16 protein-coding genes are annotated in these 19,803 nt (G+C 63.6%); 5 read left to right on the plus strand and 11 right to left on the minus strand.

Annotated elements, in window-relative coordinates:
- Positions 1 to 11: 11 nt before the first annotated feature.
- The 3 genes from FQP90_RS11420 to FQP90_RS11430 all read right to left on the minus strand — a co-directional run bounded on the left by FQP90_RS11420 (position 12) and on the right by FQP90_RS11430 (position 3,371).
- Positions 12 to 1,340: an ABC transporter substrate-binding protein gene (locus tag FQP90_RS11420; RefSeq protein ID WP_144650260.1), complete on the minus strand. Its 1,329-nt coding sequence runs from the start codon at positions 1,338 to 1,340 to the stop codon at positions 12 to 14.
- Between the two features lie 115 nt (positions 1,341 to 1,455).
- A complete protein-coding gene (locus FQP90_RS11425; RefSeq protein ID WP_144650261.1) occupies positions 1,456 to 2,271 on the minus strand; it encodes a hypothetical protein in 816 nt (271 codons plus the stop codon).
- Positions 2,268 to 3,371, minus strand: coding sequence for a Gfo/Idh/MocA family protein (locus tag FQP90_RS11430; protein ID WP_144650263.1), 1,104 nt, complete (start codon positions 3,369 to 3,371; stop codon positions 2,268 to 2,270). Before FQP90_RS11430 ends, FQP90_RS11425 begins: the two co-directional genes overlap by 4 nt.
- Before the next feature lie 199 nt (positions 3,372 to 3,570).
- Between FQP90_RS11430 and FQP90_RS11435 the strand changes: the two genes are divergently transcribed.
- Positions 3,571 to 4,788, plus strand: coding sequence for an ROK family transcriptional regulator (locus FQP90_RS11435; RefSeq protein ID WP_144650266.1), 1,218 nt, complete (start codon positions 3,571 to 3,573; stop codon positions 4,786 to 4,788).
- Between the two features lie 85 nt (positions 4,789 to 4,873).
- Positions 4,874 to 6,067, plus strand: a complete 1,194-nt coding sequence (locus FQP90_RS11440) for an MFS transporter (RefSeq protein ID WP_144650267.1) — start codon at positions 4,874 to 4,876, stop codon at positions 6,065 to 6,067.
- A gap of 213 nt (positions 6,068 to 6,280) precedes the next feature.
- Here the strand turns inward: FQP90_RS11440 and aceB are convergent, their stop codons facing one another.
- The gene (gene aceB, locus FQP90_RS11445) at positions 6,281 to 7,933 is read right to left on the minus strand and encodes a malate synthase A (RefSeq protein ID WP_144650269.1); all 1,653 of its coding nucleotides are present in this window, start codon (positions 7,931 to 7,933) and stop codon (positions 6,281 to 6,283) included.
- 92 nt (positions 7,934 to 8,025) lie between these two features.
- The gene (gene aceA / locus FQP90_RS11450) at positions 8,026 to 9,357 is read right to left on the minus strand and encodes an isocitrate lyase (RefSeq protein WP_144650270.1); all 1,332 of its coding nucleotides are present in this window, start codon (positions 9,355 to 9,357) and stop codon (positions 8,026 to 8,028) included.
- Between the two features lie 156 nt (positions 9,358 to 9,513).
- On the opposite strand from aceA, the gene FQP90_RS11455 reads away from it, so the two are divergent.
- Both FQP90_RS11455 and FQP90_RS11460 read left to right on the plus strand, forming a co-directional pair.
- The gene (locus tag FQP90_RS11455; RefSeq protein ID WP_144650272.1) at positions 9,514 to 11,028 is read left to right on the plus strand and encodes an XRE family transcriptional regulator; all 1,515 of its coding nucleotides are present in this window, start codon (positions 9,514 to 9,516) and stop codon (positions 11,026 to 11,028) included.
- Positions 11,029 to 11,255: 227 nt separating this feature from the next.
- Positions 11,256 to 12,011, plus strand: coding sequence for a MerR family transcriptional regulator (locus tag FQP90_RS11460; RefSeq protein WP_244296720.1), 756 nt, complete (start codon positions 11,256 to 11,258; stop codon positions 12,009 to 12,011).
- A 138-nt stretch (positions 12,012 to 12,149) separates the two neighbouring features.
- Here FQP90_RS11460 and FQP90_RS11465 read toward each other — a convergent pair whose 3' ends face one another.
- Positions 12,150 to 12,764 carry a TetR/AcrR family transcriptional regulator gene (locus FQP90_RS11465; RefSeq protein ID WP_144650276.1) on the minus strand — a complete coding sequence of 205 codons (615 nt, stop codon included), beginning with the start codon at positions 12,762 to 12,764 and terminating at the stop codon, positions 12,150 to 12,152.
- A 303-nt stretch (positions 12,765 to 13,067) separates the two neighbouring features.
- Here FQP90_RS11465 and FQP90_RS11470 point away from each other — a divergent pair, with 303 nt between their 5' ends.
- Positions 13,068 to 14,000: a cytochrome b/b6 domain-containing protein gene (locus FQP90_RS11470; protein ID WP_144650277.1), complete on the plus strand. Its 933-nt coding sequence runs from the start codon at positions 13,068 to 13,070 to the stop codon at positions 13,998 to 14,000.
- 78 nt (positions 14,001 to 14,078) lie between these two features.
- On the opposite strand, the gene FQP90_RS11475 is transcribed toward FQP90_RS11470, so the two are convergent.
- The 5 genes from FQP90_RS11475 to FQP90_RS11495 form a co-directional block, all read right to left on the minus strand.
- Positions 14,079 to 14,915, minus strand: coding sequence for a hydroxymethylpyrimidine/phosphomethylpyrimidine kinase (locus FQP90_RS11475; RefSeq protein ID WP_434373259.1), 837 nt, complete (start codon positions 14,913 to 14,915; stop codon positions 14,079 to 14,081).
- Between the two features lie 48 nt (positions 14,916 to 14,963).
- Complete coding sequence (locus tag FQP90_RS11480; RefSeq protein ID WP_144650281.1) at positions 14,964 to 15,944, minus strand: TAXI family TRAP transporter solute-binding subunit; 981 nt, start codon at positions 15,942 to 15,944, stop codon at positions 14,964 to 14,966.
- Entirely contained in the window at positions 15,937 to 17,349 is a 1,413-nt protein-coding gene (locus tag FQP90_RS11485; RefSeq protein WP_144650284.1) for a sensor histidine kinase, read from the minus strand. Before FQP90_RS11485 ends, FQP90_RS11480 begins: the two co-directional genes overlap by 8 nt.
- The gene (locus FQP90_RS11490) at positions 17,346 to 18,008 is read right to left on the minus strand and encodes a response regulator transcription factor (protein ID WP_144650286.1); all 663 of its coding nucleotides are present in this window, start codon (positions 18,006 to 18,008) and stop codon (positions 17,346 to 17,348) included. Before FQP90_RS11490 ends, FQP90_RS11485 begins: the two co-directional genes overlap by 4 nt.
- A 146-nt stretch (positions 18,009 to 18,154) precedes the next feature.
- A complete protein-coding gene (locus tag FQP90_RS11495) occupies positions 18,155 to 19,552 on the minus strand; it encodes an MFS transporter (RefSeq protein WP_144650288.1) in 1,398 nt (465 codons plus the stop codon).
- Between the last annotated feature and the right edge of the window lie 251 nt (positions 19,553 to 19,803).

Below are 19,803 nucleotides of genomic sequence, written 5' to 3' on the forward strand. Positions count from 1 at the left end.
CAGGTACCGTTCTACTTCTTCAGGACCGATTCGAGGCCGGACTGGAAAGTCTGGAGCGCGGTCTTGGCGTCGGGTGCCTGGCCGGTCAGGATCGACTGGCTGAACTGGTTCAATGCCTGGCCGCCGTCGAGGGCTGCGAGGTTGGCGTTGAGCGTGCTGCCCTGGGCCGCGAAGGTCTTGGCGATGGGCTGCCAGTCCTTGACGATCTTCACGTTGTTGGGGTCGTCGGCGAACTCGGGGAGCTCGGTGATGGACTTGAACACCGGGAGGGCTGACATGAGCTTCTGCTTCCACAGTTCCTTGAGCTGGCCCAGGTAGTACACCAGGAACTCTTCCGAGGCGTCCTGTGACGGGGTGTTCTTGTACATCATGATGTTGTTCGGGAACACGATGGTGGCTTTGTCGCCGTGCGGGCCGGTAATGGGATCGGCCACCAGCAAGTCGCCGGAGGTGTCACCAACGCGCTGCGGAACGTTGACCTGGAACAGCCCGAAGCCAGCCTTCCCGTCCTTCCACTGAGCCGACATGTTGTCCGTGGTGTAGCTGACGGCCGCGGGATCAACGATGCCGTTGGAGACGAGTTCGCGGACGAATTCGATTGCTTCGACGTTACGGTCGTTGAGCAGGTCCAGTTCGCCGTCCTTGTTCCACACGCCGCCCCCGTTGTTGACCATCATCATGATCATGGAGTGGTTGCCGTAGTTATTGCCTGAGCCTGCTCCGGTGGCGAAGCCGAACGCACCAAGCTTCTTCAGCGCCTTGCCGGCTTCCAGCAGGGACGGCCAGTCAGTGGGCAGTGCCACGTTGGCCTTTTCAAACAGCGACTTCCGGTACCAGAACACGCGCATGTCCAGCTGCCACGGCACAGCCACATAGCCCTTGTCCGACTTGAACGGGTCCAGTACGCCGGGGAGGAAGTCGTCGAACTGGCCGTTGGACTTCAGCTTCTCAATGACCTTGTCCGCGTAAGCGATCTGGCCCTGCTGCTCGAACTGGAAGGCCTGGAAACCGCCGCCGGTGGATACGGCCGGGCCCGTCTTGGACGCGATGGCGGAGGAGAACGTTTGATAGAAGTTGTTCCACTGGATGATCTGGTAGTTGGCCTTGGCATTGTTCGCGCCGGCGAAGCCTTCAGCGATCTTCTTGGCGGAGTCGTTGTAGGCGGGCGTCGCCCATGGCATGTCCCAGAACTTGACGGTCCCACCGGCACCGCCGCCTCCGCCCTGGGTTGCTGAACCGCCACCGCAGGCGGCAAGGAGCGGCACTGAGGCTGCTGCTGCCGTCAGGCCAAGGAAATTGCGGCGGGAGAAGGGACGGGTAGCTGCTGACTGAACATTCATAGTGATTCCTTTCGGGACCGGCAACGCGATGGTGGCGTTGGTCTTCCGGTCCAGCTCAACTTTGAGTAGGGCAAACGGATACTGAATGGCTTGGTAGTGCTGTTGTGGTGGTGATTCAGGTGAGGGTTGCGATGGATTCCGACGTCGCGGCGAAGCGCTGCAGATCGGAGGGGATGGTGCCGGCGTCGAGGTGTTCCTTGAGCCGGCGCCAGGTAGCGCGATGGGCGGATTCGTAGATGGTGGGAAGAAGCAGCTCGCCCTGGGGTCCGGTGACTCTGACCGTTGCCGGCCACGCAGCCACGGGTGACGGCAGCGTGGCGCTGACGCCGCCGTCGTCGGTCAACAGCGTGACGTTGACGCCCGCGGGCCGTGCGCCGGTCACGATGCCCTGCACTGCAACCGGCGCACTGTTGGCAAGCACCGCCGTCGCCGTGTAACCGTGCGGTCCGCGGGTAACCAGCCGGAGGTTCGCCAACGGTCCCGCCATGCGGACGACGGCGGCAATATGGTCTGCGAGCAGCTCACCGATGTCGGTTCCCACCGGAGCGGTGGCGACGGTGTCGAGGACGGCGGCGCGGCCGGTCATGGAACGCATGGCGTCCTCGACTGCCGGGAGGGCGGGGTTGGTCGCCCAGCGCTGGTCGAGGACCACCACGGCGGCGTTTCGTTGGGCGGTTGCCTGCAGGGATTCGGTGTTTTCCGGTGCCGGGTTCACCACCACCACTCCGCGGGCTCCCGCAGTGATGGCTTGTGCAGCGTCGGCGGTCCAGCCCGGACGGCCAGCGATGACGACGACGTCGGCTGCGTTTCCACCGACTGCCGGACCGAACGATTCTGGAAGGGACGCGACGGCAAGTGCCACGGCGCCGGCTTCCTGGGCCTCAGGCGTGGCCTGGACGGTGTACTGCTTGGTGTCCACGGGGGCGCTCATGCGTGGGCTCCTTCGGGGACGGCGGGCAAGGTTGTGTGCCGGGCGTCGAAGCGGGCAACCGTGGCATCTGCGATGTCCAAGGCGAACGTGAGGTCGTCGATGAGGGTCTGTGCGGGCGGTGGCTGCTTGGTGCCGGTGGCCAGGGCAGCGAGTTCACGCCACTCGCCTTCGTAGCCGTTGTGCTCGAAGGGGCCAAGGCTTGTGGTCACGGCACCGGTTGTCCCTCCGCTTTTCGAGAACGTCGCCACCGCGGAGCCGGCCTGGACGTAGGACGGAGTGAAGTCGATGCGGAGGGCGGCGTCGTCGGAAAAGGCCTCAAAGCTCCATTCAGGCTTCCAGGTGTTGTTCATGGCGGCACGGAGTTCGATGGTCCGGGTAGGGGTTCGCAGCGAGATGACGTAGCCAAACGGCCGGACATGGCGGGCCTCCAGCACTTCGATGTCCTTGAAGTCGGGCGTGAACCTGCGAATCAAGGGAAGGTCGTGGATTGCCAGTCCCATGATGCCGCCGCGGAGTGCGCCCTTGATGACCTCTGGGTCCGAGTAATCCGGGGAGCCGCCTGCTGGACGGGTGATGATCTCGGTGGCGAAGTCCTCAAATCGTGCGTTGGGCGGAAGGACGATGGAGGAGCGGACGGTGTGCGCGGTCTCGGGGAGGTCATCCCAGTTCTCCTGGGCAGCGAGCCAGCCGGGATCGAAGGTGTGCATGGCGCCCACAATGATCGGGACTCCGGTTTCCTCGCTGACGGCGGAGATCTGTGCGGCTTCTTCGGCGTTCATGGCGAACGGCTTCTCGCACAGGACCGCTTTCTTACCGGCTCGGCAAGCGGCGATGACTTGTTCTGCATGGAACTGGTGCGGACTGCAGATGGCGACAATTTCCACCGCGGGGTCCCCAAGGAGGGCTTCGAGGCTGGTGCTGTGGGCGGCTCCCACGCGGGCTGCGACTGACTCAGCCACGGCGGGGTCGACGTCCATGATGTGGCGGACGGTGAGGATGTCGCCCAAACGGGCGAGGGACGGCAAGTGGATGGCCTGGGTGACCGGGCCGGCGCCGAGGATGCCGACTCCCAAAGGGGCGGCGTCTAGGTGGCTGGACAAGTTCAGTTACCTCTTCGTAAGCGGACTGGCTCTTGAATGGAAGGGGAACTCGATGCTGCTGGGACTCATCATCGAGGGGCTTGCTGTGCTGCTCATCACAACCTAGGGGGACTTTTGTCGAGCGTCAAGCAAAAGTTGAAATATTGCCGACAAACTTCTGTTGCATGACACGCATAAGCAATCGTGCTTCACTAAAGGCATGACAACAGCCGCCGGAAACGACCCCGGAAATACCTCCGTCCTGGAGGCCGGCAATCTCTCGCGCGCTGGCGACCTCTTCCAACTTCTCCGCGACGGCCGAGCCCGCACCCGCGCCGAACTCGCCGTCACCACCGGGCTGGCCCGTTCCACCGTCGCGTCCCGCATTGACGCCCTCATCAATTCCGGTCTGGTTGGACCGGCCGGTGAGGCAACCTCCAGCGGCGGCAGGCCGCCGTCGCGCTTTGCCTTCAACCCCGCCGCGCGCGTCGTCCTGGCCGTCGACGTCGGAGCTACCCACGTGATTGTCGCCGTCACCGACCTCAGCGGAAGCATCCTCGCCGAGCGGCGGCTGGGCCAGGAAGTCGCCGACGGGCCGGAAGTCGTCCTGGGGCGCGTTGTCTCCGCCGGCCGTGAACTTCTCGCCGAAGCGGGCCGCGAACTTGGCGACCTCGCAGGCATGGGAATCGGACTGCCCGGCCCCGTGGAACACGACACCGGACGGCCCGTGAAGCCGCCGATCATGCCGGGGTGGGACGGATTCGACGTCGTCACGTACGTTCAGCGCTCGCTGCCCGTTCCGGTCTTGGTGGACAACGACGTCAACATCATGGCCCTGGGCGAACGAACCGCGTATTGGCCGGACCACCACAACTTTTTGTTCATCAAGGTAGCCACAGGCATTGGTGCGGGCATCATCAGCAGCGGTGAACTGCAGCGCGGAGCCAACGGCACCGCCGGCGACCTCGGCCATGTACGTGTGCCACGGGGCGACGACGTCCTCTGCCGGTGTGGCAACCACGGCTGCCTTGAAGCGCTCGCCTCAGGTCCCGCCGTCGCGCGTCAACTGCAGTCCCAGGGGCTGGAGGCTACCAACGGCGCTGACGTCCTGCGGCTGGTGGGCGAGGGGAATCTGCAGGCCATCCAAGCCCTGCGGCAGGCCGGACGCGACGTTGGCGATGTACTGGCAACCGTGGTCAACCTGCTCAATCCGTCCATGATCATCATCGGTGGCAGCGTGGGGGAGGCCGGTGAACACCTCGTGGCCGGCATCCGCGAAGTGGTCTATCGGCGCTCCCTGCCGCTGGCCACTACGCACTTGCGCATCGGTATTTCGATGGCCGGTGACCGCGCGGCCATCCTTGGTGCCAGTCAGATGGTCACCCAACACGTCCTGTCCCCGGCAGTGATTGAGGCCACGCTCCAAGCGACGGGATAAACGCCGTTGGGTGCAGCTTGGCAGCTGACGGCGTGATAGCAATGAAAGTGATGAAAACGCTTCCTGCCACCGTTCGCAGCACACCATGAGCCAATTCCTCGCCAAGATTCCCCGCGGCTGGCTGATCCTTGCCTGCATCGGCCTCATTGCCCTCAACATGCGCGGACCCTTCGTGGCCGTGGCGCCCGTGGTGGACCTGCTGCGGCAGGACCTGGGGTTCTCACCGGTGGAACTCGGGCTGCTGACCGGAATTCCGGTGCTCTGCTTCTCCCTCGCGTCCCCTTTGGCGTCGTTGGCAGGCCGCAGGCTGGGGGCTGAATTCGCCGTCATGCTCACTTTGCTGGGCGTGCTGGCCGGCGTGGTGATCCGCTCCAGCGGCGGGGGTGCGTTGGTGATGGCTGGAACGGTCATCATCGGCGTGGCCATCACCATCGGCAACATCGCGGTGCCGCTGATCATCCGGCGCGACTTCGCTCCCAGACGGCAGGCCACCGCGATGGGCGTATACACGGCCGCCCTGAACATCGGCTCCTTCCTCACCTCCGTGGCCACCGCGCCGCTGGCGGAGCTGGTGGGCTGGCGGCTTGCCCTGGCCGCGAGTGCCCTGCTGGCCTTGGCCGCGATCCTGTTCTGGGTGCCCACTGTCGGTGCACGGCGCGCGTTCGTTCCGGCGGCCGTGCCTGTTGCTCCTGCTTCCTCGTCCGGCGGCGTTGCGGGCGTCCGTTGGCTGACCGTGGGCCTGACTCTTGGCTTCGCGGGCCAGGCCTTCTCCTACTACGGCGTCACCGCGTGGTTGCCGAGCTTCCTGTCCGACGAACTCGCCATGGGCACCGCCGAAGCCGGCGCGGGCTCCTCGCTCTTCCAGATCTTCGCGATTGTGGGCGGCTTGGGCGTTCCGCTCCTGGCCCGCTTCGCCAGTACGACGACGGTGGCGGTCACCTTGAGCGCGCTGTGGCTGACGGTCCCCGTGGGTTTACTGCTGGCCCCTGGTTTCTGGTGGCTGTGGTCCTCGCTGGGCGGGGTTGCCCAGGGCGGTGGCATCACGGTGATCTTCATTGCCATCATCCAGTTCGCCCATTCACAGGCCGCCGCGGGGAAGATGTCCGCCGTGGTGCAGGGGGTGGGCTACTGCTTCGCCGCCCTGGCTCCCACCATTGTTGGGTACGTGCACAGTGTGTCCGACGGCTGGACGGTGCCGCTCTTCGTGATCCTCGGCTCGGTGCTCGCGTTCTGCGTGTGCACCACGTTGTCCGTGCGCTGGGTGGCCCGGCAGCGCTAGGTCGCTGTGCGGCGGGCGGGTTTGCCCCTTCCGCCGCCGATTCGGGGGTTCCCTGCGGAGGATGCCGTTCGCACGGCATCCTGTGCAGCGAAACCCCGAACCGGGAGGTCCTGAGCATGGAAATGCCCCGGTGCTGGGCTGCCTCCCCGACGGTCGGGGTCACTTGTTGCGAAGAGTGCAGGCAGCCCAGCGTCGGGGCTTGGTTCGTCGCTGCTAGGCGGCGACGAGTTCCTCCTCCGTGGCCTCTTCACGGGCCTCGGTGAGGAAGCGGGCGTACGCCGGAATGGTCAGGAACGTGGGGAACTCCTCGGCCAGCGTGACTTCCTCGAAGATGGCGCGGGCATCAGCGAATCGGTCGCCGTCGAAGCGTTCCAGGCGGGCGAATTCCTCGTCCAACAGGTCCTCCACCCATTCACGGGTGATGATGTCGCCGTTCTCGACGATGGCGTGGGAGTGAATCCACTGCCACAACTGGGAACGGGAGATCTCCGCGGTGGCGGCGTCCTCCATGAGGTTGTGGATGGCCACAGCCCCGTTGCCCCGCAGCCAGGACTCGATGTAGCGGATGCCCACCTCGATGTTCAGCCGAACCCCGGACTCCGTGATGGTGCCCTCGGTGCTGGCGATGTCGATGAGTGCGCGGTCATCCGGCGTGACGTCCTCGCGGCTGCGGTCCAGCTGGTTGGGGCGGTCTCCAAGAACCTCGTCGAAGACCGAGCGGCATACCGGCACCAGGTCCGGGTGCGCCACCCAGGAGCCGTCGAAACCGTCGTTGGCTTCGCGGGTCTTGTCCGCACGGACCTTCTCGAACGACGCCGTGTTGGCCGCCTCGTCCTTCCGGTTCGGGACCGCTGCTGCCATGCCCCCAATTGCCATGGCACCGCGGCGGTGGCAAGCCCGGACCAACTGTTCGGTGTAGGCCCGCATGAACGGCTGGGTCATGGTTACCTGGCCGCGGTCCGGGAGCACGAAGCGCGGACCCCGGGTGCGGAAGTTCTTGATCAGGGAGAAGATGTAGTCCCAGCGCCCGGCATTCAAGCCGCTCGCATGGTCGCGCAGTTCGTACAGGATCTCCTCCATCTCGAAGGCTGCCGTGATGGTTTCAATCAAGACCGTGGCGCGGATGGTGCCCTGCGGAATGCCGAGCAGATCCTGTGCCAGGACGAAAATGTCATTCCACAAGCGGGCTTCGAGGTGGTTCTCGATCTTCGGCAGGTAGAAGTACGGGCCTTTGCCCTGAGCGAGCAGGCGGCGGGCGTTGTGGAAGAAGAACAGGCCGAAGTCCACGATGCCGCCGGCGATCGGCTTGCCGTCGATCAGCATGTGCTTCTCCGGCAGGTGCCAGCCACGCGGGCGGACCACGATGGTGGGCAGGTCCTCGGCCGACTTGAGCTTGTATTCCTTGCCCTCAGGGGTGGTGAAATCGATCCGGCGTTCCAAGGCGTCCGTCAGGTTCAACTGCCCCTGGATGACGTTTCGCCACGTCGGCGTGGACGAATCCTCCATGTCGGCCAGCCACACCTTGGCGCCGGAGTTCAGGGCGTTGATGGTCATCTTCTTGTCCACCGGACCGGTGATCTCGACGCGACGATCCTCCAAGCCCGGAGCCGGGGGAGCCACGCGCCAGGACGGATCGTTCCGGATTGCCTCAGTCTGCGGCAGGAAACGGGGGTCTTGGCCGCTGGAAATCTGGTTGCGGCGTGCATGCCGCGCTTGCATCAGCTCCTGACGACGATCAGCCGTAGCCCGGTGCAGTTGGCCGATGAACTCCAAAGCGTCCGGCGTGAGGACCTCGTTCTGCCGGCAAATGGGCTGCGCGGTCAAGGTAATGCCATTGATAGTGAAGTTGTCAGTGAAGCTGTTCATGGGAATGTCCTTTCAAGGTCCCAACTGACTGGCAGTAGTGGTTGTTCTGAGCCTTCAAAACAACCACTACTGCTATCTAGTTGGGCAAGTTCTTAGTGGAATTGGCCTTCTTCGGTGGATCCCACCAGGGCCAAAGTGGATGCGTTCGGGTTGAGCGCGGTTGCGATGTCGTCGAAGTAGCCGGTGCCGACTTCGCGCTGGTGCTTGGTGGCGGTGTAGCCGCGGGACTCGGAGGCGAATTCCTTTTCCTGGAGCTCGACGTAGGCGCTCATGCCTTCACGTGCGTAGCCGTGGGCGAGGTCGAACATCGAGTAGTTCAGGGCGTGGAAGCCGGCCAAAGTGATGAACTGGAACGTGAAGCCCATGGCACCGAGTTCGCGCTGGAACTTGGCGATGGTGGTGTCGTCCAGGTGCTTGCGCCAGTTGAAGGACGGGGAGCAGTTGTAGGAGAGCATCTGGTCCGGGAACTCGGCCTTGACCGATTCGGCGAACTTGCGGGCCAACTCCAGGTCCGGGGTGCCGGTCTCCATCCAGATGAGGTCGGAGTACGGTGCGTAGGCCTTGGCGCGGGCGATGCAGGGTTCGATGCCGTTGCGGACTTTGTAGAAGCCCTCAGCGGTACGTTCGCCGGTGATGAATTCCTGGTCCCGCTCGTCGACGTCGGAGGTGATCAGCGTTGCTGCTTCGGCGTCGGTGCGGGCGATGACCACCGTCGGGGTACCGGCGACGTCGGCTGCCAGGCGGGCTGCGTTCAGGGTCCGGATGTGCTGCTGGGTGGGGATCAGCACCTTGCCGCCCAGGTGGCCGCACTTCTTTTCCGAAGCGAGCTGGTCTTCCCAGTGAACGCCCGAGGCGCCGGCGGTAATCATGGATTTCATGAGTTCGTAGGCGTTCAGCGGGCCACCGAAGCCGGCTTCAGCGTCGGCGACGATCGGGACCAGCCAGTCTTCAACGGTCTTGACGCCTTCGGCATACTCGATCTGGTCTGCGCGGAGCAAGGCGTTGTTGATACGACGGACAACCTGCGGCACCGAGTTGGCCGGGTACAGGGACTGGTCCGGGTAGGTCTGGCCCGACAGGTTGGCGTCGGCGGCGACCTGCCAGCCGGAGAGGTAGATGGCGCGGAGGCCGGCCTTGACCTGCTGCACAGCCTGGTTACCGGTCAGTGCGCCCAGGGCATTGGTGTAGCCGCCGGTGGGAGCTTCCTCGGTGAGCTGCTTCCAGAGCTTCTCCGAACCGCGCCGGGCCAGGGTGTGCTCTTCGGAGACGCGGCCACGGAGGCGGACGACGTCGGAAGCCGAGTAATCACGGGTGACGCCTTCCCACCGCGGGTTGGCGGACCATTCGAGTTCCAGCGCTGCTGCCTGCTCGCTTGCTGTCTCCTGTGTGGAGTGCTGTTCTGCTGGTTCAAACGATGCGGTCATTGCATGTCTCCTAATAATCCAAGCGGGGCTGCCCGGGCCGGCCTCCGCTGCACCTTTGCTGCATCGGCCGGCTTACCCGGGGTCTGTATTTCTTTTTCGTAAGACCTACTTTTCTGCACTTCCAAGAGGGTTGCTAGAGGAAAACTATGGAAAGAAATGCACTTCTTCGCGTATTCTCAAGAAATGTCGCCTGTGAGCTGGAATCGCGAAGTCGCGTCGCCGCCGTTGTCCCCTGCGTCCCCCGAACTGGACGTCATCAGCCTTGGCCGCCGCGTGCGCCATTTGCGCAAACAGGCGGGACTGACGCTCGATGACCTAAGTGCCGCCGTCGGGACCGCTCCAAGCCAGCTGAGCCTGATCGAAAACGGCAAGCGCGAACCCAAACTGGGGCTGCTGCAGCAGCTTGCTGCCTCCCTCAACGTGAGCATCGACCAGCTGCTCGGGGCCGAACCGCCCAGCCGTCGCGCTGCCCTGGAAATAGAGCTGGAGCGGTACCAGCGCGGACCGCTCTACGAATCGTTGAACCTGCCCAAAATCCGCATCAGCTCGCGGCTTCCGCTGGATGTGCTGGAGTCGCAGGTGGGGCTGCTTCAGGAGCTCGAACGCAAACTTAATGAGCAAGTCGCGACGCCGGAAGAGGCCCGCCGCGCGAACGGCGAGTTGCGTGCCATGATGCGTGAGCGCGGTAACTATTTCCCCGAGTATGAAGCCGAAGCGCAGAAGGTCCTCAAGGGGGTTGGTTACACCACGGGTCCGTTGAGCCAGCACGTCATTGCAGACATCGCTGAGAACCTTGGTTTCAGCCTGCATCACGTGGGCGATCTGCCACATTCCACGCGGTCGGTGACTGACTTGAAGAACCGCAGAATTTATCTGACGCAGAACCAGCGCCAGGATCACGACCCCCGCTCAGTCCTGCTTCAGGCCCTGGGTCACTATGTCCTGGGGCATGAGACTCCGCGTAACTACGGCGATTTCCTGGCGCAGCGGGTGGCCACCAACTACTTCGCTGCGGCATTGCTGCTGCCGGAGCAGGCCACGGTGGAGTTCCTCCAAAAGGCCAAGGCCGCCAAGGAGATCGCAGTGGAGGACATCCGCGACGCCTTCGCCGTGTCCTACGAAACAGCTGCGCACCGGTTCACGAACCTCGCCACCAAGCACCTGGGCATCACCACACACTTCCAGAAGACGCACCAATCCGGCATCATCTACAAGGCCTACGAGAACGATGGCGTGACCTTCCCGCAGGACCACACCGGGGCGATCGAGGGGCAGCCGTCGTGCAAGGCATGGACATCCCGGGCCGTTTTCGATGTGCCGGACAAGTTCAGCGCCTACAGCCAGTACACGGATACGCCGTCGGGCACGTACTGGTGCACGGCCCGTACGGAGCGCTCCGCAGCCGGGGAGTTTTCGTTGAGCATTGGCGTGCCGTACCAGCACGTGAAGTGGTTCCGTGGCCGAGAGACGACTGCCCGTGCCACATCCAACTGCCCGGACCCGAACTGCTGCAAGCGGCCCCCGGCTTCTTTGGCGAACGAGTGGGCCGGTAACGCGTGGCCCTCCGCCCGGGCCCACTCGCACCTGCTCGCAGCCATGCCTCCGGGTGCGTTCCCCGGCGTGGACGAGACCGAGGTGTACTCCTTCCTTGCGGCGCACTCCGAGCGCTGACGCTCTCTCACATTCCAGCAGCATTTGGCGATCCCTCTCTCACATCGCGTGTGCCTGAGTTTGGGCTCTTGAGAGGCAGCCCTCGCAGAAAGGTTCGGTGCGGGGCTGCGGACCACCGGGTTGCGACTGATTCGAGCGACACTTGACTCTGACACTGTGGAAGGCGGGAGAACTAAGACATGTTATCCATCGGAGCTTTCGCGCAGATCGGGCAGGTGACCCACCGCATGCTTCGGCATTGGGATGCCGCAGGTCTGCTCGTGCCAACTCACGTGGACGAGTACAGCGGCTACAGATCCTATGATCCTTCTCAACTTGAGCGTCTGCATCGAATCGTTGCCCTGCGCCAGCTTGGTTTCGGTCTCAATGACATTTCGTCGATTCTTGACCAAGGCGTCGAGGCTGATCGCATCGCAGCTCTGTTGCGGATCCGCCGCGCAGAGGTGGAGCAGGAACATCAGATCGCTGCTGGCCGTCTCCTTGACGTGCAACGGCGGCTCCATCTCATCGAGAAAGAGAATCACATGTCCCAGATCGAGATTATCGAGAAACCCCTGCCCGCCGTCCGTCTCGCAGCCCGCCGCGCGGTCGTAGCAGACCAACCTGAGGTCGCCGGTATCGTGGGCCCCTCCTTTGACGCTGTTGCCGAGGTCATCGGCGATGAGTGTGGGGTTCTGACAACGCCGGTCGCGCAGTACCAGACCGTTGAAGAGGGCCTGCAGATCATTGCCGGCTACGCCTATGGGGGACCCGCAGGTGAAGGCTTCGAGATCATCGAACTTCCCGCCGTGGAAACTGCTGTTTGCGGGGTCCACCTGGGCTCCATGGACCACATTGCCGAGAGCTGGCAGGCTCTCCACGCTGAGATATTCGCGCGGGGGCTTGTCCATTCAGGGCCATGCCGGGAATTGTATGTCCGAGCGATTTCAGAGGATCAGTCCGACTGGGTTACCGAGTTGCAGCAGCCTGTTCGCCGCGTCTAAGGCAATCCATGGTTCTTCCCATTGCTCGAATTGGAGATCCTTGCAGGGGGTAGGGCGCCCGTGGAGGATCACCCGCCCGTGGCTGGTCGAGGTGGCTTTGAATCAACACCTTGAATAAACGAGGGGCAGGAGTGGGGATCAGCGGACCAGCCGCTGCACCAGCACCGCTGCGGCGTTGACTACCTCGTCCGCCTCGCGCTTGGTGGCACTCAATGCCACTTCCTGGCCCGACACCGTCACGATGTCCGTGATCACGGCAACGGTGAGCCGGCCCAAGGTGTCGTCACTGGTCCCGAGGAGTACCGAATTTTGGCGGACCCACTCGCGTCCGCGTTCGCGCCGCAAAACCTCGAAGCCCGGGGGAGTGTCGCCTTCAATGAACACCCGCTCCAGCTCCCGGTGCTTCCAGGTGTAGTCGAAGTAGCTGCGGCTGCCCACGTTGAAGAGCGCCAGGGGATCGTTTTCGCCGGCCTTGCGGGCTTTGGCCACGGCCGCTGCAACGAGTCTCTCGTGCTCGTTTTGGTAGTCGTCCCACAGGGCAAGGAAGAGCTCGGTCTTGCCGCCGAAGTGGTGGTAGAGGCTGCCGACGCTCGACCCTGCGCGGGAAACGATGTCGGAGATGCTCGCGTCGGTGAAGCCATGTTCGACGAACACTTCGGTGGCCGCGTCCAACAGGGTGCGCTGGGTTGCCGCGGTGCGGGTCCACTGCCAGGAGCCCGCGTTGCTGGCAACGTCGGAGGTCTTGCGGACCATGGTGATGCTCCTCCCGCAGTCAGGACGAAGACCGGAGTGTCGACCCCGGCTATTTTTGGAATCCTACCCTCGGAAGAATCCACATAGCCAGCAGCAAGCCTTGACGGACTTATGAATCAGAGGAAATAATTCTGGAAGTCTGTTCTAGAAATACATGTTGCGGCATGTATCCGAATGCTGCGATTTTTGACGTCGGACGCCCCGAAACCCGGGTGCCGTTTTCACCGTCGGGCTGCAACTGGTTGAATCGCTATATAGCGCCAACTGGTCGCAGCCAAACAAGCCAGAGAGGAACGCGGCCTGATGTCCGTTTCAAGCAAGTCGTCCGGGATCACGTCGAACAGGTGGTTCAAGCCCGTCGTCGTCACCGCAGGAGCTTTGGTGGTGGCCCTGATCCTGGTGCTCGTCGCGCAATGGCTGCGGACCCTTCAACCGGTCCAGCAATTCCTGGTGGACTACCCCGGGCACTCGGCAGTTCCTGAAGGCACTCCCACTGGCTTCCCCGCCTGGCTGGGGTGGCAACACTTCCTGAACATGTTCTTCATCGTCCTGATCATCCGGTCGGGGTGGCAAGTGCGGACCACCACGCGTCCGGCCGCAAACTGGACCCGGAACAACAAGGGCTTCATCAAGACCAAGAACCCGCCAACCAAGATCAGCCTGGATCTGTGGTTCCACCTGACGCTGGATGCCCTCTGGGTTCTGAACGGCATCATCTTCATCGTGCTGCTCTTCGCCACCGGCCAATGGTTGAGGATCGTCCCCACCACCTGGGATGTCTTCCCCAACGCCATCTCAGCGGGACTGCAGTACGCTTCGCTGAACTGGCCAGTCGAGAACGGCTGGAACAACTACAACAGCCTCCAGCTCCTGACCTACTTCATCACGGTGTTCATCGCAGCACCTTTGGCCATCATTACCGGCCTTCGGATGTCCGGTGCATGGCCCAAGAAGGCCGCAATCAACAAGTTCTACCCGATCGAACTGGCCCGCAAGATCCACTTCCCGGTGATGATCTACTTCGTTGCCTTCGTGATCGTCCACGTGACACTGGTGCTGGCCACGGGCGCGCTGAGAAACCTCAACCATATGTACGCCTCGAACGACGACAACAACAGCTGGTGGGGGTTCGGTATCTTCGCGGCTTCGATCATCTTCACGGCGGCAGCCTGGTTCCTTGCCCGCCCGCTGTTCCTCCGACCCATCGCCTCACTCATGGGTAAGGTCTCGCGCTGACCCGCACGCAAGAACCCGCACGCAAAGAAACAGCCGCCCCGGAAGCGATCCAGGGCGGCTGTTCTCGTTGTGCAAGAGCTAGGACAAAGCGCCGCCCTGCCACAGAGCATCAAAGGGGGCCCCGGAGGATACACGGTTCTTGATGCCCGCCGTCACAAAAGCCTTCGCCGTACGAGCTGCTTCCAGCGGCGTTGCGCCCTTGGCCAGCTCGGCGGTCACTGCGGCAGCCAGCGAGCATCCGGCGCCGGACACGGCAACCTCGCCCACCTTCGCTGCCCGCAGAACTTCCAGCGTCTCGCCGTCGTAGTAAACGTCGACGGCGTCCGGGCCTTCCAGCCGCACCCCGCCCTTGGCGAGGACTGCTGCGCCGCTGATCTCGTGGATACGGATGGCGGCAGCCTTGAGCGACTCTTCATCGGTAATGGTCAGCCCTGACAGGGACTCGGCCTCGAAATGGTTCGGCGTGACGAAGGTTGCCAGCGGCAGGATCTGCGCCTTCAAAGCCTGGTCGGTGTCCAGTGCGTGGCCCGGCTCCTGGCCCTTGCAGATCAACACGGGATCCAACACCACGTGCTTGAACGAGCCGTCCGTCAAGGCCTTCTCTACGGTGCTGATGGTTGCCGGGCTTCCGAGCATGCCAATCTTCACGGTATCCAGCACCGACGGTGCGCCGGAAGCGGCACCGTAGGCCGCCGTCGTGGCTTCCAACTGGTCCGCGATGACCTGCTGGTCCACCGGCACAAAGCGGTGGTTCCAGTTGTCCTGCGGGTTAAAGGAAACGATGCACGTGAGGTTCGCGATGCCGAACACTCCGAGTTCCTGGAAAGTCTTGAGGTCCGCCTGCGCGCCGGCGCCACCGGTCGCTTCGGAGCCGGCAATGGTCAGGGCAATGGCAGGGGCAACGGCTGAAGTCATGGTTTCCATTTTGCCAGTTGCCCTGCCGTCCGCCGATTCGAGGGCGGCTCAGCCGTGCAGAAGCCGATATGCCGCTTCCGCTGCGGGGTGCAGGGGAACTCCCGCGGTGTTGATCAGAGTCTCGGGGCTGAGGAATTGGACGCCAGTGCTCGATTTCGGAACCAGGTCCTGGGCCTGTTCCACCAACAGTTCCACGGTCTGCCGAACCACATGGTCGGCCAGATCCCTCCGGCACAGGAGCAGGTTCGCGACGCCGATGGTCCACACGGCGGGTGCGTCGCCGTAGCTGTTGGCGGGAATCAGGACGCGGTCATAGAAGAACCCCGACTCCGCCCGTGTTGCGGGAATGAGGTCGGAAAGATCCAGGAGCCGGACCGCAATGCCCTGGGCAGCGGCGGCGATGGGGGCCGTCGGAACGCCACCCGACTGGATCATGACGTCGATCGACCCGTCCTTCAGCGAAGCCAGTGCCTGGTTCAGGCCGAGGTTCACCTGCTTCAGAGCGCGGCCCGGGCCGGACAACCCAGCGGCCGTAATGATGCGCCCAGCAGTCAGCGTGGTCCCCGAGCCAACTTCGCCCACGCCGGCGGTCCTCCCGGCGAGGTCGGCGAAGGTTTGGATACCGCTGTCCTCCCGCACGATGCAGTGGACGTAGTTCTGGTACACCTTGCCCAGGGCCACCAGGCCCTCTCCGGACTGTGTTGATTCCCCGCCGGGAGCCGTTGCCTGGGCGGCTGCATCGGCCAGGGCGACGGCGAAGGTCGCCTCGCCGGACAGGACCCGCTGGATATTCTCGAGACTCCCGCCAGTAGTGAGCGCAACGGCCCGTTCGGCGACGCGCTCCCGCTGGAGCAAGTCCGCCAGCAGCGTGGCGAACTCAAGGTAAAAGCCGCCTGATTCACCACCGGCAACCGTAAGTTCCCTTGGGCGTTCCTCCGGCGTGCAGGCGGCAGTTGATCCGAGCAGACCGCCCAGGCCAAGAGCGACGGCTGATTTGAGGGCGCTTCGCCGGGACAGATGATCAGGCATGCATGTCCTCCTCCGGCTTCGCGAATTCGAGGCGCGCCGTCAGGCCGTGCGGCTTGTGCGGTTCCAGGACCAGCCGGCCGCGGTTGGCCTGTGCCAGCCGCTCCACGATGGTCATGCCCAAGCCGTTGCCGGGGATCTTGCTGTGCTGCGGCGCGCGCCAGAACCTGCTGGTGGAGGCAGCGAGCTGTTCGGCTGGGAGGCCTGGACCGTCGTCGGAAATCACGACGGCGGTACCGCCTTGCGTCTGCAGGGTCGCCACTGTGATGTGGGCGCCCGGGGCGTACTTGATGGCGTTGGTGAGGAGTTCGCCCACCATGTGTGCAAGTTCGTCGGGGTCGCAGGCGATCTGGTTTCCGGGCGCGGGGCCTTCCAAAGACAGCTGGGATCCAGCATTCCTGGCTGCGGGGGCCGCGCGTTCCACTTCGCCCTGCAGGATCGGGAAGGGATCAATGACGGCGTGGCGTTGGTGCTCCGCTTGGTCCGCACGGGCAGCCCCTTCGAAGGCGCGATGTTCCGCAGTAGCCAGCTTCAGCACGCCGTCGAGCATTTCCTCCACGCGCTCAAGTTCCGCCACGACGCCTGCCGCCGCAGCCTTTTCCGGCTCACTTTTCAGCTCGAGCTGCAGAAGATCGATCCGCAAGCGCAGCGCACCAACAGGGTTGCGGAGCTGGTGCGAGGTATCGGCGATGAGCCGGCGCTGGGACTCCATGCTGTCGGTCACGGTGCCGGCCATGGCGGTGAACGAACGGCTCAGCTCGCGCAATTCGGGCGGACCGGCCTCGGGAAGCTGACCCGTTTTGCCCGTGGTTTCCAGTTCGTGGACAGCCCTGCTCAGTCTGTGGACCGGACGGAGAACCCAAGCCGTGATGCGCGCTGCCGCCAGCAAGAGCAGGGCACCCAGGGCCACTGCGGCAAGCACGACGGCGATCCAACGCTCCCGTAGCTTCTGTCGCGCCGCGTCCAGATTCACCTCCATGACAACCTCACCAAGTACTTGGCTGGCCGTGCCGAAGGACCTTGAGATGGTGTCTCCGCCGGTTCCGAAGGCCCGGACAGGGTTGAGTGTGGTGTCGCTGAGATTGAGGCTTGCCCGGTTCAGTGCATTGCCGACGTCGGGGTGGTCCTCGCTGAGACCGCCGGAATGGATGATTCGCCCCTGCAACCTGATCAGGATTCCCTCGCCGTAGAGTTCGGAGTACCGATCCATCTCGCGCTGGAGCTGGGTAGTGTCGTTGTCCTCCGCGGCATCGCTGGCCAGCTGCGCGAAACGGTTGAGGGCTGCGACGCGGTTGATTTGCAGTTCCTGCGTGAGCTCCCGGCTGGCCGAGGTCAGGATCACGCTGGACACCGTCACCACGATGATCACCACCAGCAGGCTCAAGATGCCAAGTACGCGGACTTTCACGGCTGCTCAACGCGATAGCCGACGCCGCGCACGTTGATGATGAAGCCAGGCAACTGAAGCTTGGACCTGAGCCCGGTGAGGTGCACGTCCAAGGAACGTGAGTGTGCCAGGAAAGCGTCGCCCCAGAGGGCATCCAGGATCTGCTCGCGGGTGACCACCGAGCCTGCGTTCCTGACGAGGAGGCTGAGAAGGTCGAACTCCGTTGCCGTGAGGGCCAGTTGCCGTTCCCCGACGGCGGCCACGCGGCGATCGAGGTCCACTTCCAGTTCTCCGAGCACGATGCTGTGCGGAGCATCCTGGCCGGCGCGGTTGGTACGCCGAGTCACTGCCTCGATCCTGGCGAGCAACTCCACGAGTTTCACGGGCTTCACCAGGTAGTCATCAGCCCCCGAACGCAGGCCCAGCACCACGCTTCGCTCGTCGTCACGGGCCGTCAGGATCAGGATGGGAACTGTTGTGACTTGGCGCAGCTTCCGCAAGACGTCCAAACCGTCCATGTCCGGAAGGCCAAGGTCCAGCAGGATGACCTCGTGCTGTCGGTGGGCCAGGAGCGCGTCCTCGCCACGGGACACCCGGGTGTGTTTGTGGCCGGCCGAGGCGACGGCTGCGCTCAGGGCTGACGCCATGGCGTCGTCATCCTCGACGATGAGCACGTGCACGGTCTGATCCTTCGGGTTGCGGGCTGGTTCGCTGCGGGCTGGTTCGCTACGGTCTGGTTCGCTACTAGAGCTTAACGTTGTGAGGCCCGCCCTGCGCCCTTCGGAGGATCCAAAGGGCGCAGAACGGGCCTCGCAAGGCAGCCAGGTCAGGCGTTGACGAGGTCCTTCTTGTCGTCGTCGTCCTTCGCCGTGCCTTTGGCGACGAAGGCGTTGCCCTGCTCGGCATCCAAGTGCGTCGGCTTCTTGTTCTTGAGGGCGAAAATGTACACCAGCAGCGAGATGAAGATGGCGGCCGTGACGTAGGTGAAGAACATGTCCACCTGGCCGGACTTCTGCAACGCTGCACCAATCAGCGGAACCGTACCGCCGAACAGCGAGTTGGCGATCGCGTAGCCCAGGCCTACGCCGAGCGCACGGATGGACGCAGGGAACAGTTCAGCCTTCACCAGCGCGTTGATGGACGTGTAGCCACCCACCATCAGCAGTCCACCAAACATCAGCAGGAATGCCACGAACGGATCCTTGGTCCCGGCCAGCGCCGAGAGCAGGGGCCAGGTGAACAGAACGCCCGTCACACCGAACCAGATCAGCAGCGGCTTCCGGCCGATCTTGTCGGAGAGCATGCCGTAGACGGGCTGGAGCAGCATGAAGATGAAGAGCGCCCAGAAGTTGATCACGGAGGTATCCGTCTTGGCGATACCGGACGTATCGTTCATGAACTTCAGGATGAAGTTGGTGTATGTGTAGAAGGCAACCGTGCCGCCGAGCGTGATGCCGATGCAGATCAGTAGCGGCTTCCAATGCTTGGTGAACAGGAGCTTCATGGTGCCCGGCTGGGCTTCGCCTTCAACCTTGACGTGCGCAGCGCGCAGCTGATCGGCAGAGAGGGTCTCTTCCATGGAGCGTCGCAGCCAGAGCACTACCAGGGCAGCGACGCCACCAATCGCGAAGGGAATCCTCCAGCCCCACTGCGTCAGGTCTTCCTTGCTCATGGTGTTCTGCAGGATCACGAGCACCAGGAGGGCCAGCATCTGGCCGCCAATCAGCGTCACGTATTGGAAGCTGGAGAAGAAGCCACGGCGTTTGGCCGTCGCTGCCTCGGACATGTAGGTGGCGCTGGTTCCGTACTCGCCGCCCACCGAGAAGCCTTGGACCATGCGGATGAAGACCAGGAGGATCATGGCCCACAGACCGATGACATCCTGGGTGGGCATGATCGCAATGGCGAACGAGCCGGCGGACATCATGGTCACGCTGAGCGTGAGCGCGGCTTTACGGCCCTTGCGGTCGGCATAGCGGCCGAAGAACCAGCTACCGATCGGGCGCATGAGGAACGACGTCGAGAAGACGGCCATCGCTTCAAGGCCGGCCTGGAGATCGTCGGAGGAGTTGAAGAAGTGCGACTGGAAATACGCCGCAAATGCGGTGTAAACGTACACGTCGAACCACTCCACGAGGTTGCCCGCGGAGCCTTTGAGGATGTTGCTCACTGCCTTGCGTGTCTGGGCGGCTTCGCTCAGAGGTACAGCTTGTTGGGTGCTCATCAATGAACCTTCCTGGCGGCTGCGCATACGGCAGCCGTGTCTTGCATGAGTTCGTTCTGTCCATGAAGCTCGTGCTCATGGCGTCCTTGCGCATGGCTCTTCGTCGACTAAGAAAGGCCCTCCGGGGTGAAGAGGACATGTTCCAAACTATGGGTGATGCACGGCACAGCCATAGTTGGCCGGGCATTTCCTAACACTTCCTTAGGTTTCGGATGAGGCCGGTCAGCGCTCGCCCCACCGTCGCTCTCTCA

The organism is Paenarthrobacter nitroguajacolicus (assembly GCF_007786235.1).
Lineage (GTDB): Bacteria > Actinomycetota > Actinomycetes > Actinomycetales > Micrococcaceae > Arthrobacter > Arthrobacter nitroguajacolicus_A.

Excerpts from the sequence above, each read along its gene's own strand:
- FQP90_RS11495 (WP_144650288.1), bottom strand. The coding sequence starts at position 19,552 with ATGAGCACCCAACAAGCTGTACCTCTGAGCGAAGCCGCCCAGACACGC.
- FQP90_RS11460 (WP_244296720.1), top strand. The coding sequence starts at position 11,256 with ATGCTTCGGCATTGGGATGCCGCAGGTCTGCTCGTGCCAACTCACGTG.
- FQP90_RS11480 (WP_144650281.1), bottom strand. The coding sequence starts at position 15,944 with ATGCCTGATCATCTGTCCCGGCGAAGCGCCCTCAAATCAGCCGTCGCT.
- FQP90_RS11465 (WP_144650276.1), bottom strand. The coding sequence starts at position 12,764 with ATGGTCCGCAAGACCTCCGACGTTGCCAGCAACGCGGGCTCCTGGCAG.
- FQP90_RS11435 (WP_144650266.1), top strand. The coding sequence starts at position 3,571 with ATGACAACAGCCGCCGGAAACGACCCCGGAAATACCTCCGTCCTGGAG.
- FQP90_RS11425 (WP_144650261.1), bottom strand. The coding sequence starts at position 2,271 with ATGAGCGCCCCCGTGGACACCAAGCAGTACACCGTCCAGGCCACGCCT.
- FQP90_RS11470 (WP_144650277.1), top strand. The coding sequence starts at position 13,068 with ATGTCCGTTTCAAGCAAGTCGTCCGGGATCACGTCGAACAGGTGGTTC.
- FQP90_RS11440 (WP_144650267.1), top strand. The coding sequence starts at position 4,874 with ATGAGCCAATTCCTCGCCAAGATTCCCCGCGGCTGGCTGATCCTTGCC.
- FQP90_RS11455 (WP_144650272.1), top strand. The coding sequence starts at position 9,514 with ATGCACTTCTTCGCGTATTCTCAAGAAATGTCGCCTGTGAGCTGGAAT.
- aceA (WP_144650270.1), bottom strand. The coding sequence starts at position 9,357 with ATGACCGCATCGTTTGAACCAGCAGAACAGCACTCCACACAGGAGACA.
- FQP90_RS11475 (WP_434373259.1), bottom strand. The coding sequence starts at position 14,915 with ATGACTTCAGCCGTTGCCCCTGCCATTGCCCTGACCATTGCCGGCTCC.
- FQP90_RS11420 (WP_144650260.1), bottom strand. The coding sequence starts at position 1,340 with ATGAATGTTCAGTCAGCAGCTACCCGTCCCTTCTCCCGCCGCAATTTC.
- aceB (WP_144650269.1), bottom strand. The coding sequence starts at position 7,933 with ATGAACAGCTTCACTGACAACTTCACTATCAATGGCATTACCTTGACC.